Origin of the sequence: Pseudomonas cucumis (assembly GCF_030687935.1) — a bacterium.
Classification (GTDB): Bacteria; Pseudomonadota; Gammaproteobacteria; order Pseudomonadales; family Pseudomonadaceae; genus Aquipseudomonas; species Aquipseudomonas cucumis.
Genome location: NZ_CP117454.1, coordinates 3340244 through 3357522, shown reverse-complemented (window position 1 = coordinate 3357522; position 17279 = coordinate 3340244). Strand labels below are relative to the sequence as shown.

The window sequence follows — 17279 nt, the reverse complement described above, 5'->3', positions numbered from 1 at the left end:
CGTAAATAGGACCGGGAACCTCAACCATGATGGCGACAAAAATAATTCCGCCCGCCGATGGCGCCTATGCCTATCCCTTGCTGATCAAGCAATTGTTGTTGTCCGGCGTGCGTTACGAGCCGGGCCGGGAAATCGTCTACGCCGACAAACTGCGCTACAGCTACCAGACCCTCAACCAGCGGATCCGCAGGCTGGCCAACGCCTTGACCGCTGCCGGCGTCAAGGCCGGGGATACCGTGGCCATGCTCGACTGGGACAGCCATCGCTACCTGGAATGCTTCTTTGCCGTACCGATGATCGGCGCGGTGCTGCACACCGTGAACATCCGTCTTTCGCCGGATCAGGTGCTCTTCACCATGAACCATGCCGAGGACGACCTGGTACTGGTGCATGATGATTTCCTGCCGCTGGTTGAACAGATTCACGGGCGACTTGAAACCGTCAAAGGTTACCTGCAGCTCACGGACGACACAGCAACCGCCACGTCGTTACCGGTGCTGGGGGAATATGAAAACCTGTTGGCCGGGGCCGCAGACCAATACGACTTTCCCGACTTCGATGAAAACTCGGTGGCGACCCTTTTCTACACCACGGGCACCACTGGCGACCCTAAAGGCGTGTATTTCACCCACCGCCAATTGGTCTTGCACACCTTGAATGCCGTGGGCACTTTGGGCGTCTATCAAGGCTTGCCGTTGCTGCGCTCCGATGATGTCTACATGCCCATCACCCCGATGTTTCATGTGCATGCCTGGGGTGTGCCCTATGTCGCCACCCTGATGGGGCTCAAGCAGGTGTACCCCGGCCGCTACGAACCCAACAGCCTGGTCAGGCTGTATCGTCAAGAGAAGGTCACTTTTTCCCACTGCGTGCCGACCATTCTGCAAATGATCCTGAGCTGCGAGGAAGCGGCACAGACCCGTTTTGATGGCTGGAAAATGCTCTTGGGTGGCAGCGCACTGACACTGGGAATTGCCAGCGAAGCGAGCGTCAAAGGTATTCAGGTGCACAGCGGTTACGGCATGTCGGAAACCTGCCCATTGCTGTGCCTGACGTACCTGCGTGATGAAGACCTCGAACAATCCACGCAAGCCCAACTGGCCACCCGCATCAAGACGGGCACGCCGGTGCCGATGGTCGACCTGAAAATCATCGATGCCAATGGCAATGACGTTGCCCATGACGGCGAGTCTCTGGGCGAGATCGTGGTGCGCGCACCCTGGCTGACCCAAGGCTATTTGAAGGAGCCCGAAAAGGGTGCCGAGCTTTGGCACAACGGCTGGATGCACACCGGTGATTTGGCCTTTATCGACACCTTGGGAGGAGTGCAAATCAAAGATCGAATCAAGGATGTCATCAAGACGGGCGGGGAGTGGATCAGCTCTCTGGAACTGGAAAGCCTGATCAGCGAACACGCAGCGGTGATGTCGGTCGCGGTCGTGGGCATTGCCGATGAACAATGGGGTGAGCGGCCGATGGCGCTGGTGGTGTGCGAGTCGGGGCAGTATCTCGACCGCAAGATCCTGGAGACGCACCTGCAAGGGTTTGTCGAGCGTGGTCGCATCAACAAATGGGCGATCCCCAAGCAGTTCAAATTCGTCGCCCAGATTCCTAAAACCAGCGTCGGGAAGATTGATAAGAAACTGATCCGGCAAAGCGAATTGGGGTGAAAGGCGCGGTGGATGCTACGTCAACCCTGACCAGTCGTACTATCGATCAATAAGGCTCGCCAGGGTTGGCGCTTTCATACCTTCACTTACCTGATCAAAACGTCTGCCCCATAGAGAACTGAAACACTTGCGTATCCGCGTTATCAGGCGTTTGAACCGGAAACGCCAGGTTGGCGCTCAAGGGGCCCAATGGGCTGTACCAAGTGACGCCAACACCCACGGAACTGGCCATCTGGTTGAGGTCGACACCGTCGCAAGCCTGGGTGGTGCTCAGGTAACACTTGTTTGAATAGACGCTGCCAACGTCCCAGAATACTGAGGTGCGCAGGGATTTATTGTCTTTGATAAAGGGCAACGGAAACAGGTATTCCACGCCGCCGGTGATGAGGATGTTGCCGCCTAGTGCTTCGGTGTCCCGATCGGAATAATACGACTGTCCGGCACTGGCATACGTGCCAGTGGCGGGGGTATTACGTGGGCCGAGGGTGCCGCTTTCAAAGCCTCGCACCGAGCCCTCGCCACCTGCGGTGTAGTTTTCATAGAACGGCAGGCCGTCTGTTGAGCCGTAGCTGTTGCCATAGCCGAGCTTGGTATGGAACCGCAGTGAGGTGGAGTCGCTGACCGGCAGGAAGGTCTGTCCCGTGTAATCGATCTTGTAGAAACTCAGGTCACTGCCGGGCACCGTCACCGACAGGTTCAGGTTTTGCGAATGTCCGCGGGTGGCCAGCACGCTGCGGTTCAGGGTCGATTCCGACCAGCCGAGATTGGCCTTGAAGTTGGTGAACTCCTTGCCCTCACGTTCGATAAAGTCGTAGATCTCATCGGCGCTGTAGGTGCCTGGATCGATGCTGTCATGTTGCACAGTCAGGCCGAAATTCAGCCGTGAGGTTTCATTGATCGGGTAACCGATGGTGGTGCCGGCGCCGTAGCTATTGATGGAATAGTACGAAACACCGTCATCGTAATAATCGTTGTAGTCGGTGGCGTTGTAGAACAGGTTGTAGCCCAGGCTCACACCGTCCGGCGTGAAGTAGGGGTTGGTAAAACCGAAATTGTACTTGTTTTGATATCCCGAGCGGGTAAGGCCCAGGCTGGCGTAATTACCCGTGCCCAGGAAGTTGTTCTGGGTGATCGAACCACCGAGGATCAAACCTGAGCTCTGGGCGAAACCGACGCTGGCGGTGATCGAGCCGGACGCCTGTTCTTCGACGCTATAGTTCACATCGATTTGGTCATCCAAACCCGCTACCGCCGGCGTCTCGACGTTGACTTCCTTGAAGAAGCCCAGTCGTTCCAGACGGGTCTTGGATTGGTCGATCAGGTAGGTCGATGCCCAGCCACCTTCCATCTGACGCATTTCGCGGCGCAGCACTTTGTCGTCGGTCTTGGTGTTGCCACGGAAGTTGATGCGGTTGACGTAGGCACGCTTGCCCGGGTCGACCACGAAGGTGATATCGACGGTATGGTCGTCATTGTTCGGGGTCGGCACCGCGTTGACATTGGTAAACGTGTAACCCTCGTTACCCAGACGGCGTGTGATCAAGTCCGAGGTGGTGGTCATCAGCTTGCGCGAGAACACCTGGCCTTTCTGAACCAGCAACAGGGACTTGACCTGGTCTTCAGGCACTTTCAGGTCACCGCTGAGCTTGACGTCACGAACGGTGTACTTCTCGCCTTCGTTGACGTTGACGGTGATATAGACGTGTTTTTTGTCCGGGGTGATGGACACCTGGGTCGACGCGATATCCATATTGATATAGCCGCGATCCAGATAGTAGGAACGCAGACGCTCCAGGTCACCGGAGAGTTTTTCACGAGCGTACTTGTCATCGTTCTTGAAGAACGACAGCCAGTTGCTGGTCTTGAGAGTGAATTGGTCGCTCAATTCTTCTTCGGTGAATACGGTATTGCCTACCACGTTGATGTGTTGGATCGCCGCTACTGAGCCTTCGTCTATCTTGATTTTCAGGCCCACACGATTGCGCGGTTGCGCGATCACCTCGGCATCGACCGACGCCGAGTAGCGACCCTGAGCGACGTATTGACGCTGCAGCTCGTTACGCACGCCTTCGAGGGTGGCGCGCTGGAAGATCTCGCCTTCGGCCAGACCGGATTGTTTGAGGCCCTTCATCAGGTCTTCAGTGGAGATTGCCTTGTTGCCTTCGATCTCAATACTGGCGACTGAGGGACGCTCGACGACCGTGATGACCAGGACATCGCCATCGTGCCCCAGCTGGATATCCTGAAAGAACCCGGTTTTGAACAGTGCACGAGTGGACTCCACCAGGCGACGATCGTCCGCTTCATCACCGACATTCAACGGTAAGGCACCGAACACGCTGCCCGCGGAAACCCGCTGCAGACCGTTAATGCGAATATCGGAAATTTTGAAGCCTTGGGCGTGCGCAAGTGTGGCATTGAGCAGCAGTGCAGCCGAGCAGAGCAGACGCGAAAAATTCATCAAGATCTTATCCAGAACACATCGACAAGCAGCGTAGGCGGGCGCGGATATCTCACAGCAAGACGAGTTACCGCGGAGCGAGCAGGCTGGTGGAGGTGAAGCATAAAAGCTCGGTGCGTTTGGTGCGGTTAACCAAGTGTCAAGTTAGGTAAAGGTTGGCCCGGGGCGATGACGCTGTGCAGCGCAAGGGCGATAATGCGCCGATACCCATTCAAGAGCTCGCCATGATCTGCGTATTGCTAGTTGACGATGACCAGGAACTGACTGGAATGCTCAGCCAATACCTGGAGCGTGAAGGCTTTGAGGTGACAGCAGTGCACACGGGCGAGGAGGGTGAGGTCCAAGCGCTGTCCGGCCGCTACAGCATCGTGGTACTGGACGTGATGCTGCCGCGACTGTCGGGTATCGAGGTGCTCAGGCGCATTCGGGCTGCAAGCCAGGTGCCGGTAGTGTTGCTCACCGCCCGAGGCGACAACATAGACAAGATCACCGGCCTGGAACTGGGCGCCGATGACTATGTGCCCAAGCCCAGTTCGCCGGGGGAATTGGTGGCACGTTTACGGGCAATCATGCGCAGGGTGCAGCCGGTGGATCAGCCAACCACCGAAGTGATCAGGACTGGCCCTCTGGTCTTGTGGCCCGGTAAGCGTCAGGCCCTCTGGCAGGGGCGCGAGCTGGGGGTGACCAGTACCGAATTCAGCTTGCTCGAAGAGCTGGCCCGCTGTGCCGGGCAGGTGGTGAGCAAGCAGGATCTGTCGTTCAATGCCTTGGGGTGTCCCTTGACTCGCTACGACCGGCGTATCGACGTGCACATCAGCAGCATTCGCCAGAAGCTGGGGCCGCGGCCCGACGCCAAGGCCTGGATTCAGAGCGTGCGTGGCCTCGGTTACCTGTTGATCGCCGAATGATGAAACCCAGTCGGCTGTTCTGGAAACTGTTCCTGGCCTTTTGGCTGGCCACCAGCCTGACGTTTTTGGTCGGATTGGGCGTTCTGGTGCTGGGCAGTTTCAGGCCCGGTGATCCTCATCTGGAAGCGATCCTTGCCAGCGAAGAGCAGCTGCTGCGCCAGTTTGGCGTCGAGTCGGGCCGGCAGCTGCTGACGGTGTGGGAGCACCCCGGTGACCAGGCCATTGGCGTGTATGACAGTGCAGGCCAGCTGCTGGCGGGGTCGCCGGTTCCGCAACCGGCTTATGAGCGATCGGTCATCAGCAAGGACGGTATGGCGCTGTCGCTCAGGTCTACACATTCCCTTGGCAAGGAGGGTGACAGGGGGCCGGGGCGCTCGATTCCGTTGTTCATCGGCACGGTGATGAGTGCGCTGTTCAGCGGCTATATGGCGTATTACCTGGCGTGGCCGTTGGCCTATCTCAGGCGGGCGATGAGCAACGTGGCTCAGGGGCGCTTCGAAGCCCGGGTCAAGCCGATGATGGGTAAGCGTCGCGATGAAATCGTTGATCTGGCCGAGGACTGCGACCGGATGGCCAATCAGCTGAAACTGCTGGTGGAGGCCCAGCAACATCTGTTGCACGACATCTCTCACGAACTGCGTTCACCGTTGACGCGCATGCAAGCGGCTATCGGGCTGTTGCAGCAAGATCCTGCACGCCTGGAAATGGTGGAGCGCATCGATCGCGAGTCGGTGCGCATGGAAACGCTGATCGAGGCGTTGTTGACCCTGGCGCGCATGCAGGGTCGGCCCGAGAGTATCGAGCGCGAGCCAATTGATATCGTCGAGATGCTGTCGGTGATCGTCGAGGACGCTCAATTCGAGGCGCAAATGAAAGGTTGCCGGGTAAGCCTGCAGGCGTGTCCGGCCTTTGTCAGTCGTGTCAGCGGCGAACTGCTGTATCGGTGTTTCGAGAACGTCATTCGAAACGCGGTGCGCTATACCAAGCCGAACACGACTGTTGTTGTAGTGGCTGAGGTCAATCTCGACGCAGACTACCTGACGGTGCAGATTACCGATCGGGGGCCGGGTGTTGAAAACGAGCGATTGCAGGACATTTTTCACCCGTTCGAGCGCGGCCTGAACGAGGCCAGTGCCGGTTTCGGGCTGGGCCTGGCGATTGCCTCAAGGGCCGTGGAAATGCACGGCGGCACGATCGTGGCGCGCAACGAGCCGTCAGGTGGGCTGACCGTGGAAATCAGTTTGCCCCGTCAGGCATGATCTTTACACGATATTACATTGGCTTGACGGCCCTGTACGCCCCGTCTCAGTAGACTCCCCGCTCAAACTTACTCAGCGTTTGCTGATGTTTTAGTGAAGTTATTGAGTGGAGGTGGTCATGTTTCTGGTTCATAAAAAGGGCTTCGTTGCCGGCAAGAAAATGGTGGACGGACTTGTGCCCTATGACTTCTTTTGCGAAGACAATCCGGCCATCAACCTGTTTGTGTTTACGGGTTCCGCCGCGAAGGACCAAACGGTCGAGGAACAGACACTCTGGGGTTTTACCCGTCTGGAGCGCTTTGAGGCACTGACCGGCACCCTCGTGTCGAACAAGAAGAATGAAGGCTGGTTTCAAACGGTCAATGTACTCACCGGCCCTGCCCAGAACGGTACTCAGGGCGTGAAGTTTCAGCGGGTGCTGAAAATCATCAAGCATTGCGGTGCATCGGGCCGTGTCGCCAGCAAGGTCGACTACGAGATCCAGACAGATGAAGGCGACACCTACTTCACCCACCGCCTTGCGACATCCGACAGCGCGCAAACCATCATCTATGCGGCCGATCAATAACGGTAATCTCGACGACGCTTCAGGCGTCGGCGAGCTGAAACCGATAGCCCACGCCATACAACGATTCGATGGGATGCTCCCCCGGGCAGGCCTGTTCGAGCTTGCGCCGCAGATTACGGATATGGCTGTCGACCGTGCGGTCGGTGACCACCCGGTGATCGGAGTAGATCCTGTCGAGCAACTGATCCCGGGAAAACACGCGTCCCGGAGAGCGGGCGAGGGTACTGAGCAAGCGCAGTTCCAGAGGCGTCAGGTCCAGTGCCACACCGTCGAGGGAGGCTTGGTACTGTGCTTCGTCAATCTGTAGACGCGGTGCTGCAGAGGTCAAAAGATGCGGGCTACGTCGCAGGATGGCTTTGACCCTGGCGACCACTTCGCGAGGGCTGAAGGGTTTGCAGATGTAGTCGTCGGCGCCCAGATCCAGCCCGAGCAGGCGATCCACTTCCTCGACTCGGGCGGTGATCATGATGATAGGCACGGCACTGAAGCCGCGCAGTTCCTTGCACACTTGCAGACCGTCACGTCCAGGCAGCATCAGGTCGAGCAGGATCAGCCGCGGCTCGCGGGCACGCACCGCCGGCACCACCTCCAGCCCGTTGTCCAGGCACTGGGTCGCATAGCCAGCGGCGCACAGGTAGTCGCGCATCAACGCGGCCAGTTTGGGTTCGTCTTCGACGATGAGGATCGGGCTGTCGTTGACCATGGTCAGGCGTTCCGTGGCAGGCGCAGGGTCAGCCAAAGGCCACCCAAAGGAGAGTGATCGGCACTGAGGCTGCCGCCATGGGCCAGGGCGATGCTGTGACAGATGGCCAGCCCCAGACCAGCGCCACCACTGGCGCGATTGCGTGAGGCTTCGCCGCGGTAGAAACGCTCGAACAGCCGTGGCAACTGATCCGCGTCGACCCCAGGCCCGGAATCAAGAAAATCGATGCGTACGATGTCGCCATCGCTGGCTGCGTGAATGCGTAGCACGCCGCCCTCATCGGTATAACGGACGGCGTTTTCCAGCAGATTGCCGAACAGTTGCTGCAAGCGCTTGGGGTCGGCCTCCAACCGCAGCGGCGAGGTCGGTAGCTCCAGCTCCAGGCGCAAATGCCGGGCATTGCAGCGTTCCTGGAACATCGCCACGCAACTGTCCAGCAGCTCGTTGAGATCGCATTCGCACTTGCGGTAAGTCAGTGCACCCACATCGGCCAGAGACAGCTCATACAGGTCATCCACCAGTTTGCTGAGCATGCCGACTTCGCCTTGCAGCGATTTCATCGAGGATTGATCGAGGGTGCGCACACCGTCCTCGATGGCCTCCAGTTCACCACGCAACACCGACAGTGGGGTCCGCAGCTCATGGGAAACATCGGCCATGAACTCCCGGCGCATTTTTTCGTTGCGCTCCAGCGTATACGCCAGCTGATTGAAGTCGCGAGCCAGCTGACCGACTTCGTCATTGGAAGACACCGCCACCCGGTTGCTGTATTCCCCGGCGGCCAGTCGGTGCGTGGCGGCGGCCACCCGCTTGACCGGGTCAAGCAGGGTGCGGGCGATCCACCAGGCGATCAGCATCGCCAGCAGCAATGAGAGCACGCCCACGGCCAGACTGGTGCGCAACAGATATAGGCGAAAGCGTTCGCCGCCGGCTTCGGTCACGTTCTGGAATGGCGTTACCGCCAGCCAGCCGACGGTTTTACCGGCGACCTCGATAGGGCGCATCAGGGCATCGTCGGCAATCGCCGAGTAGCCCATGACGAGTTGCTTTTGCTGGTCCAGCAGGGCGATGCGAAACACCGCGCCGGTCAGGTCGGACATGGGCAGGGTAGGCAGCTGTGGGCCGGTAGGTTTTTCGCCTGGCTCCGGACGCATGAGCTCGAACCAGCGATCCGGCTGGTTGCGCAGGAATTCCCAGCTGCCTTCGCGCTCGTAGGCGCTGGCCAGGCGCGGCAGCACCGGCGTCATGCGCGCCAGGGCCTGTTCGTTGAGGTAGTCGAGAAAACCTTTGCCAAAGCTCCAGCCGTTGGCCACCCCCATGCTCAAGATGACAAACAGCACGCTGGCCAGTACGGCAATAAACAGCTTGGTGGAAATGCTCAGTTTCATGGGCTCGGGCAGGTCGGTGAATGGCCCGCCCATTTAGGCCCTGGCGCGACGAAGATTCAAGGGCGGCGGGCAATCTTCAATTTTCCTGCACATTTGCCTCGCAGTATGGCGCCTGACTTGCTCCATCCCGTCTTGCAGAGGCATTTATGTCGACCAAACTATTCGCCAAATCCCTGGTGACCGCCGCCGTTCTACTGTCCTTGATTGTTCTGCTCGTGTTGAGCGGTTGCTCCCCCGGCGAATCCGCGCCCGTGATCGAACCGCCCAAGGTTTCAGTGATCACGGTGCAGCCCAAAAGCCAGGCGCTGACCACGGAACTGGCCGGGCGCACTCAAGCGTTCATGGTCGCCGAGATCCGCCCGCAGGTCGGCGGTATCGTCCAGCAGCGGCTGTTTGTCGAAGGCGCCGAGGTCAAGGCCGGGCAGGCGCTGTATCAGCTGGACGCGTCTTCTTACAAGGCCGCGTTGGCTGAAGCACAGGCGACCCTGGCCAAGGCGCGCGCCACATTGAAGTCGGCCCAGGCCACGGCCAAGCGCAATGCTCAGTTGGCGAAGATCGATGCCATCAGCCAGCAGGACAACGAGGATGCTCAAGCCAGTCTGCTGACCGCCGAAGCTGAGCTGCAAGTGGCCCAGGCCGGCGTGGATACAGCTCGCATCAACCTGGCCTATACCCGCATCAGCTCACCCGTCAGCGGGCGCATCGAAACCTCGACGGTCACCCCCGGTGCATTGGTGGTGGCCAATCAGGACAGCGCACTGACCACGGTGCAGCAACTGGACCCGATCTACGTTGACGTCACTCAATCGACCACCGAGCTGTTGCGCCTCAAGCGCGACCTGGCCAGCGGCGTGCTGCAAAGCAACGGCGAGGGCGAAGCGCGGATCAGCCTCAAGCTCGACGACGGCAGCACGTACGCCCATGAAGGCCGCTTGAAATTCAGCGGCGTCAGCGTCAATGAGGGCACCGGCACCGTGACCTCGCGGGCAGAAATCGCCAACCCGGACCGGCTGTTGCTGCCGGGCATGTATGTGCGGGCGGTGCTGGAACAGGCCCGGGACGATCAGGCGATCCTGATCCCGCAGCAGGCGGTGACCCGCAGCGCCAGCGGTGTGACGTCGGTGCTGCTGGTGGTCAACGGCAAGGTCGAGCAACGCGTGCTGACCATCGACCGCGCCGTGGGCAACCAGTGGTGGGTCACATCCGGCCTGACGGCGGGTGACCAGGTGATTGTTGAGGGCGGGCAGAAAGTCCAGGTCGGTGCGCCGGTGTTGGCGCAAAACCCCGGCACTCGCAGCCGCACGCCGCGATCGGCGCCTACTGCCATTGCGCAGGAGGGCTGACCATGGCGCGGTTCTTTATCGATCGACCGATTTTTGCCTGGGTTATTGCCATCGTCATCATGCTCGCCGGGGCCTTGTCGATCAGTCAGTTACCGCTGGAACAGTACCCGGACATCGCGCCGCCGACAGTACGGATCTCCGCCACCTACACCGGCGCTTCGGCCGAGACCGTGGAAAACTCGGTGACGCAGGTCATCGAACAGCAGATGAAAGGGCTGGATAACCTGACCTACATGTCGGCCTCCAGCAGTTCGGCGGGCAGCGCCAGCATCAGCCTGACCTTTGCCGCCGGCACTAACCCGGATGTGGCGCAGATGCAGGTGCAGAACAAACTGCAACAGGCCGAATCCCGACTGCCGCAGTCGGTGCAGAGCGAAGGCTTGACCGTGACCAAGGGCGGTTCGGACTTTCTGATGATTGCCGCCCTGGCCTCCGATAACGAAAGCGTTACCGGCACCCAGATCGGCGACTACATTTCCAGCACCTTGCTCGACCAGATCAGTCGTATCGATGGCGTCGGCGACGTGCAGACCCTCGGTTCGGGCTATGCCATGCGCATCTGGCTGGACCCGGCCCTGTTGGAAAAGTATTCGTTGATGCCCTCGGACATCAGCAGCGCCCTGGAAGCACAGAACACCGAAGTGTCCGCCGGCCAGCTCGGTGCCTTGCCGGCGGTGGCCGGGCAACAGTTGAACGCCACCATCAGCGCCCGCAGCAAGCTGCAAACCGCCGAAGAATTTCGCAACGTGGTGGTCAAGTCCACCAGCAATGGGGCGGTGGTGCTGTTGGGGGATGTGGCACGGGTCGAACTGGGCAGCGAAAGCTACGACGTGAGTTCTGCCCTCAACGGCAAACCCGCCGCCGCCATGGGCGTGCAGCTCGCCGCCGGGGCCAATGCCTTGAGCGTGGGTGAGGCCGTGAAGGCCAAACTCAAGGAACTGGAGCCTTTCTACCCTACGGAAATGCAGCTCAAGAACGTCATCGCTTACGACACGACACCCTTTGTCAGCCTGTCCATCGAAGAAGTGGTCAAGTCCCTGGGGGAGGCCATCGTTCTGGTGGTGCTGATCATGTTCCTGTTCCTGCAGAATCTGCGCGCCACGCTGATCCCGGCGATCACCGTGCCGGTGGTGCTGCTGGGCACGTTCGGCGTGCTGGCACTGTTCGGCTATTCGATCAATACCCTGACCATGTTCGCCATGGTCCTGGCCATCGGTCTGCTGGTGGACGATGCCATTGTGGTGGTGGAAAACGTCGAGCGGGTAATGGGCGAGCAGGGGCTGTCGGCCTTGGCGGCGACGCGCCAGTCCATGACGGAAATCACCAGCGCGCTGATCGGCATCGCTCTGGTGCTCAGCGCCGTGTTTATTCCCATGGCATTTTTTGGCGGTTCCACCGGGATTATCTATCGGCAGTTCTCGGTGACCATCGTCTCGGCCATGCTTCTGTCGGTGCTGGTAGCGATGACCCTTACGCCTGCTTTGTGTGCGACGTTGCTCAAGCCGTCCGATGCCCAGGGCCATGGCGCGCAAAGCGGCTTCTTCGGCTGGTTCAACCGCAGTTTCGAACGGAGCGCCGAGCGCTATCAACAGTTGGTAGGCGGCATTCTGCAGCGTGGGCGTCGGAGCTTGCTGGTGTACGGGGTGGTTTTGCTGGCGATGGGTGCTGGTTATGCCAGCCTGCCGACCTCGTTCTTGCCGGACGAAGATCAGGGCATTCTCATGGCGCAGATCCAGTTGCCGGTGGGCGCCACCGATAGCCGCACTCAGGCGGTAATGAAACAGTTCGAGCGCTACATGCTCGAACAACCGGAAGTCGAGGCGCTGATCAGCATCAGTGGCCTGGGCATGGGTGGTAACAGCCAGAACACGGGTAGGGCCTTTATCAAGCTCAAGGACTGGAGCGAGCGATCCGGGAAAGGGCAGGATGCGGCCTCGATAGCCCAGCGTGCGACCCTGGCTTTAGCGAGCATTGGCGATGCCAGCGTGTTTGTCATGCAGCCACCGGCCGTGCGCGGACTGGGGCAAAGTTCGGGCTTTGACCTGCAACTCAAAGACCTTGGTGGTCTGGGGCATGACGCCCTGGTCGCCGCGCGGGAACAGTTTATCGAACTGGCCAACAAAGACCCTCGATTGCTGGGGGTGCGCAGCAATGGCCTGGACGATACACCGCAGCTCAAGGTCAGCATCGATGATCGCAAGGCCGGGGCCTTGAGTCTGAGCACCAGCGACATCAACGCCACTTTGTCCACGGCGTTGGGCGGCAGTTACGTCAATGACTTCCTCAATCAGGGTCGGGTGAAGAAGGTTTACGTGCAGGGCGAGGCGTCGGCGCGGATGCAGGCGGCCGACCTGGAGCACTGGTTCGTGCGCAACAGCAAAGGCGAGATGGTGCCGTTTTCCTCGTTCGCCAGCAGCGCGTGGAGCTATGGCTCGCCGTTGCTGGAACGCTACAACGGCAACGCGTCGCTGGAAGTGGTCGGTGATCCGGCGCCGGGGGTGAGTTCCGGGGTCGCCATGGACGCGGTGGAAGCGATCATCAAACAACTGCCCGAAGGCATCGGCTATGAGTGGACCGGGCAGTCTTATCAACTGCGCCTGTCCGGCTCCCAGGCGCCGCTGCTGTACGGGATCTCGGTGCTGTTTGTGTTCCTCTGTCTGGCGGCGTTGTACGAGAGCTGGTCGGTGCCGTTCTCGGTGATGCTGGTGGTGCCGCTGGGGGTGGTCGGCGCGGTGCTGGCGACCCGTTTCAGTGGTTTGAGTAACGACGTGTACTTCCAGGTCGGGCTGTTGACCACGGTGGGGCTGGCGGCGAAGAACGCGATTCTGATCGTCGAGTTCGCCAAGCACCTGCAAGAGCAGGGCAACAGCTTGCGGGACGCGACGCTGGTTGCCGTGCGCCAACGCCTGCGACCGATTCTGATGACATCCCTGGCCTTCATGTTCGGCGTATTGCCCCTGGCGTTGAGTTCCGGTGCCGGTTCCGCCGGGCGCCAGGCCATCGGTACCGGCGTGCTGGGGGGCATGTTCAGCGCCACTGTATTGGGGATCTTTTTTGTGCCGCTGTTCTTTGTGCTGATCCGTCGCCGTTTCGGTCGTGTATCCACCGCAACAATCGCCAACCCAACCGTCCAGAAAGGTGATGCATGATCAAGTTTCATTGGCCATTGTTGGCCGCTCTGGCGTTGCTCAGTGGCTGTATCAACCTGGCGCCGCAGTATCAGCGCCCTGAGGCGCCGGTCGCCGAGCAATGGTTACCGACGAGCAGCACGCCCACAGGCGATGCGGCGGCGGATATTCATTGGAAGCAGTTCTTCACCGACAGTCGCCTGGCGCGCTTGCAGACCCTTGCCCTGGCCAACAACCGTGACTTGCGTCTGGCCAGCCTGAACATCGAAAAGGCCCAGGCTCAATATCGCATTCAACGGGCGGCGGCGTTTCCCACCATCGATGCCGGAGTCAGCGGCACACATAGCCGCACGTCTAGCAGCAGCGCGGCGAGCACCAGTCATGAGTACAGTGCGCAACTGGGTTTGAGCAGTTACGAACTGGATGTGTTCGGGCGAGTGCAGAACCTTCAGGACGAAGCGTTGGAAGACTATCTGGCGCTGGCCGAAACCCGGCGTAGCACCCAGATCAGTCTGGTGGCGGAAGTGGCCACGGCCTGGCTGACCCTGGCGGCGGACAACGAACGTTTGCAACTGGCCGAAGAAACCCTGCGCAGCCAGCAGGCAACCTACGAACTGACTCAGCGTAGCCACGCCTTGGGTGGTTCCTCCGGCTTGGCCCTGGTCCAGGCACAAACCACTGTGGAATCGGCCCGGGGCGACGCGGCGGTCTATGCCAGTCAGATTCTCCAGGACCGCAATGCCCTGCGCTTGCTGGTCGGCAGCGATATTCCCGATGAACTGCTGCCCGGCGCTAGCCTGCAATCGGCCGCGGTGCTGGTTCAGGTGCCGGATGAGTTACCGTCCAGTTTGTTGCAACGTCGCCCGGATGTCCTGGCCGCCGAACATACTCTCAAGTCGGCCAACATCGATATCGGCGCGGCCCGTGCGGCGTTCTTTCCGAGCATCAGCCTGACCGCCAACGCCGGCTCCGCGAGCTCGGCCTTGTCCGGTCTGTTCAAGGCCGGCAGCGGCGCCTGGACCTTCGCCCCGAGCGTCAGCCTGCCGATCTTCGATGCCGGCAGTAACCGCGCCACGCTGGACGCAGCCAAGGTCGAGCGCGAAATTCAGGTGCAGACCTATCAACAAACCCTGCAAACAGCCTTCAAGGAAGTGGCCGATGCCCTGGCGGTACGCAGCACCCTGGACCAACGCCTGGCGGCCCAGCAAGCCTTGACCGACGCCAGCCGCAAAAGCTTTGAACTGGCCGACGCGCTCTATCGAGGCGGTTCGCAAAGTTACCTCGAAGCCCTGGACGCGCAGCGTTCGTTGTACAGCGCGCAACAGGACCTGATCACCCTGCGTCTGGCCGAGCAGAGTAACCGGGTAAGTTTGTACAAGGTGATGGGGGGCGGTTGGAATTGATGTCTGTGCCGGGGTAATGCAGTTCAAAAGTGTGGGAGCGAGCCTGCTCGCGATAGCGGTCTGGCAGGCGACATTGATGTTGAAGTTGATGGCCTTATCGCGAGCAGGCTCGCTCCCACAGGTTCCGTACCATTAGCTTCGGCCTCTTCTTTCGTTCCGGTGAATCAGAAGTTGATCGAGGCGCTCAGCCGCGCGGTCAGTGGCGCGCCCTGGAACAGGTAGCCATCGCCCATGTACTCACCGGCATCACGCCAGTAGCGTTTATCGAACAGATTATCCACGGTCAGCCGGAACACCGTGTCGTAACCGTCGATGCGCGTGCTGTAGCGGCTGCCGATGTTGAAGACGGCATAGGCGCCGGTCTGCACTTCACCCTGGCGGTTGGCGTACTTGCTGGCGCTGTACTGCACTCCGCCGAGCAGCGCCAGGCCGTCGAACCAGGGCAGGGCATAGTCGCCGTAGAGGTTGGCGCGCAGGGTCGGCACGTTGATCGCCTGGTGGCCTTCATAAGCTGGCGTGCCGCTGTCGGTGACCCGCGCGCGGATCGCCGCGACACTGGCAGAAATCTGCAGGCGCTGACTGGCCCAGCCATTGGCCGAGAGCTCCAGCCCGGTGTTCTTCTGTTCGCCCTGTTGGGTGAATGTGAACGTGCCGTCGTCATTCGGTCGCGAGTACTGATAAGCCTGACGAATCTGGAACAGTGCCGCGGCCAGGCTGATGCGCTGCCAGTCGTATTTGATGCCGGCTTCGATTTGTCGCGACACGGTGGGCGCGAGGATTTCATAGGCATTGGTGGTGAACCACGCCGCTTCGCCACCCAGGGACAGGCCCTTGCTGTAGCGAGTGTACAGCGACAGGTTTTGCAGCGGCTTGTAGATCAGTGCGGCCTGGGGCAGGAACACATAGCGCTGGGTGTGCCGGGTGGTGTCGCCCTGGCTGTCGAAGGTCTCTTCATCCAGGCGCACTTCGCGCCCACCGAGCACGGTTTGCCATTGCTCGTTGAAGCTGATCCGGTCATTGAAGAACAACCCGTACTGACGGCTGTCCAGGCGTCGATAGGAATCGTTGAGCGGGCCGTCGTAGCGGGCAAAATCAGCCGGCTCACTGTTGATGTTGGCACTGCCGATCATCTGGTTGATGGCGTCGCGCTTGTCCACCACGCGGCGGAACGCGCTGGTCCCGACGCTCAGTTCGTGGCCCAGGCCGCCGGTTTCGAAGCGGCCGCTCAGGGCAGCCTGCACTTCGTCGTTGCGGCGGGTATCGTCGGGGCTGCGGAAATCGTAAATGTCGTAGTCGCCCTCGGGGCTGAAATAGTTCGGCACCGCCGCGCTGGCGCAACTGACGGAGCCGTAGCAGCCCCAGGCGAACGAACTGTAGTCATCGATCACTACACGGCTGCGGGAAGCGCTGAGGCTGCCTTTCCACTGGTCACTGAAACGGTATTCGAAGTTGCCGTTGAGGTTCAGCGCATCGGTGGTGACTGGCTTCGAACCGCTCTGGTGTGCCAGCAGCTTTTTCGGCGAGGCGTGGTGCGGCAGGCTGGAACCGCCGAGCAATTGATAACCCGGTGCCGAGCGCTGTTCCTTGGTCTGGTACTCGGCATCCAGTTGCAGCAGCGCATCGGGGCTGATGTTCCAGTCGAAGGCCAGCGAGGCGAAATCGCGCTGGCCGTTGGTGTGTTCGACGTAGGAGTGAAGGTCTTCGTGTGCCAGGTTGGCGCGCAGGCCGAACTGCTGTTCACTGCCGAACCAGCCACCGACATCGGTGGCCAGGTAACCGCTGCCGCGATCGTCGGTGGAGACGGTGACCGAACGCACATCGGCAGGCCGCTTGGTCACATAGTTGACCAGCCCGCCGGGCTCGCTGACGCCGCTTTGCAGACCGGAAAGGCCCTTGAGCAACTCCACCTGCTGTTTGTTCTCCAGCCCGACGTTCTGCTCGCCGGTGATGGTGCGGCCGTTGATCTTGTAGCTGCTGGCGGAGTTGAGGGAAAAGCCGCGTACCACGAAGTTTTCGTAATAACCGACCGGCGCGTAGCTTTCACCCACCGAGGCGTCGTTGCGCAGCACTTCGCTGAGCAGGCGCGCCTGCTGATCCTTGATCAAGGCCTCGTTGACCACCGAAATCGAGGCCGGCGTATCAAGTAATGGCGCCGCTTCGAAACCACCGACCGAAGCGCTTTCGGCCTGATAACCGGAGGTGTCTTCGCCAGTGACGGTCACCGCCGGCAGTTCGGTGGCGGCCCAGGCCGAAGGCATCGCGCTGGCCAGCAGCAGGCCCAGGTTCAAGGGATTGAACGCGAACCGCGGGGCGGTCACTCCCTCGCGGGAGGTCCGGTAAAGCATATCCATGAAAACTCCTCGACGACTGCGCTCCCGGGCTGGCGGGCACAGGTGCCCGGGCGCGCTTCAGGAAAGAGTCGGTTAAAACTGGAAAAAACGATGTGTG

At 60.4% G+C, this 17279-nt stretch carries 11 protein-coding genes; 7 read left to right on the top strand and 4 right to left on the bottom strand.

Annotation, left to right across the window (positions count from 1 at the left end; genetic code table 11):
* The first annotated feature begins 26 nt into the window (after positions 1 to 26).
* Entirely contained in the window at positions 27 to 1670 is a 1644-nt protein-coding gene (locus PSH97_RS15280; RefSeq protein ID WP_305445647.1) for a fatty acid--CoA ligase, read from the top strand.
* Positions 1671 to 1764: 94 nt separating this feature from the next.
* Here the strand turns inward: PSH97_RS15280 and bamA are convergent, their stop codons facing one another.
* Entirely contained in the window at positions 1765 to 4131 is a 2367-nt protein-coding gene (bamA, locus tag PSH97_RS15275) for an outer membrane protein assembly factor BamA (protein ID WP_305445646.1), read from the bottom strand.
* A gap of 224 nt (positions 4132 to 4355) precedes the next feature.
* Between bamA and PSH97_RS15270 the strand changes: the two genes are divergently transcribed.
* From PSH97_RS15270 to PSH97_RS15260, 3 genes are all read left to right on the top strand, one after another.
* Positions 4356 to 5039 carry a response regulator transcription factor gene (locus PSH97_RS15270; RefSeq protein WP_305445645.1) on the top strand — a complete coding sequence of 228 codons (684 nt, stop codon included), beginning with the start codon at positions 4356 to 4358 and terminating at the stop codon, positions 5037 to 5039.
* Complete coding sequence (locus tag PSH97_RS15265) at positions 5036 to 6298, top strand: HAMP domain-containing sensor histidine kinase (RefSeq protein ID WP_305445644.1); 1263 nt, start codon at positions 5036 to 5038, stop codon at positions 6296 to 6298. Before PSH97_RS15270 ends, PSH97_RS15265 begins: the two co-directional genes overlap by 4 nt.
* Before the next feature lie 118 nt (positions 6299 to 6416).
* Positions 6417 to 6866, top strand: coding sequence for a hypothetical protein (locus PSH97_RS15260; protein WP_305449808.1), 450 nt, complete (start codon positions 6417 to 6419; stop codon positions 6864 to 6866).
* A 19-nt stretch (positions 6867 to 6885) separates the two neighbouring features.
* Here the strand turns inward: PSH97_RS15260 and PSH97_RS15255 are convergent, their stop codons facing one another.
* The gene (locus PSH97_RS15255) at positions 6886 to 7569 is read right to left on the bottom strand and encodes a response regulator (RefSeq protein ID WP_305445643.1); all 684 of its coding nucleotides are present in this window, start codon (positions 7567 to 7569) and stop codon (positions 6886 to 6888) included.
* A gap of 2 nt (positions 7570 to 7571) precedes the next feature.
* On the bottom strand, positions 7572 to 8990 hold the full coding sequence (baeS, locus tag PSH97_RS15250) for a sensor histidine kinase efflux regulator BaeS (protein ID WP_305445642.1): 1419 nt from the start codon (positions 8988 to 8990) through the stop codon (positions 7572 to 7574).
* Between the two features lie 113 nt (positions 8991 to 9103).
* On the opposite strand from baeS, the gene PSH97_RS15245 reads away from it, so the two are divergent.
* The 3 genes from PSH97_RS15245 to PSH97_RS15235 are packed head-to-tail and all read left to right on the top strand — an operon-like array spanning position 9104 to position 14831.
* Positions 9104 to 10300: an efflux RND transporter periplasmic adaptor subunit gene (locus tag PSH97_RS15245; RefSeq protein ID WP_305445641.1), complete on the top strand. Its 1197-nt coding sequence runs from the start codon at positions 9104 to 9106 to the stop codon at positions 10298 to 10300.
* A gap of 2 nt (positions 10301 to 10302) precedes the next feature.
* The gene (locus PSH97_RS15240; RefSeq protein WP_305445640.1) at positions 10303 to 13449 is read left to right on the top strand and encodes an efflux RND transporter permease subunit; all 3147 of its coding nucleotides are present in this window, start codon (positions 10303 to 10305) and stop codon (positions 13447 to 13449) included.
* Positions 13446 to 14831: an efflux transporter outer membrane subunit gene (locus tag PSH97_RS15235; RefSeq protein WP_305445639.1), complete on the top strand. Its 1386-nt coding sequence runs from the start codon at positions 13446 to 13448 to the stop codon at positions 14829 to 14831. Before PSH97_RS15240 ends, PSH97_RS15235 begins: the two co-directional genes overlap by 4 nt.
* A gap of 164 nt (positions 14832 to 14995) precedes the next feature.
* Here PSH97_RS15235 and PSH97_RS15230 read toward each other — a convergent pair whose 3' ends face one another.
* Positions 14996 to 17182 carry a TonB-dependent siderophore receptor gene (locus tag PSH97_RS15230; protein ID WP_305445638.1) on the bottom strand — a complete coding sequence of 729 codons (2187 nt, stop codon included), beginning with the start codon at positions 17180 to 17182 and terminating at the stop codon, positions 14996 to 14998.
* Positions 17183 to 17279: the final 97 nt, after the last annotated feature.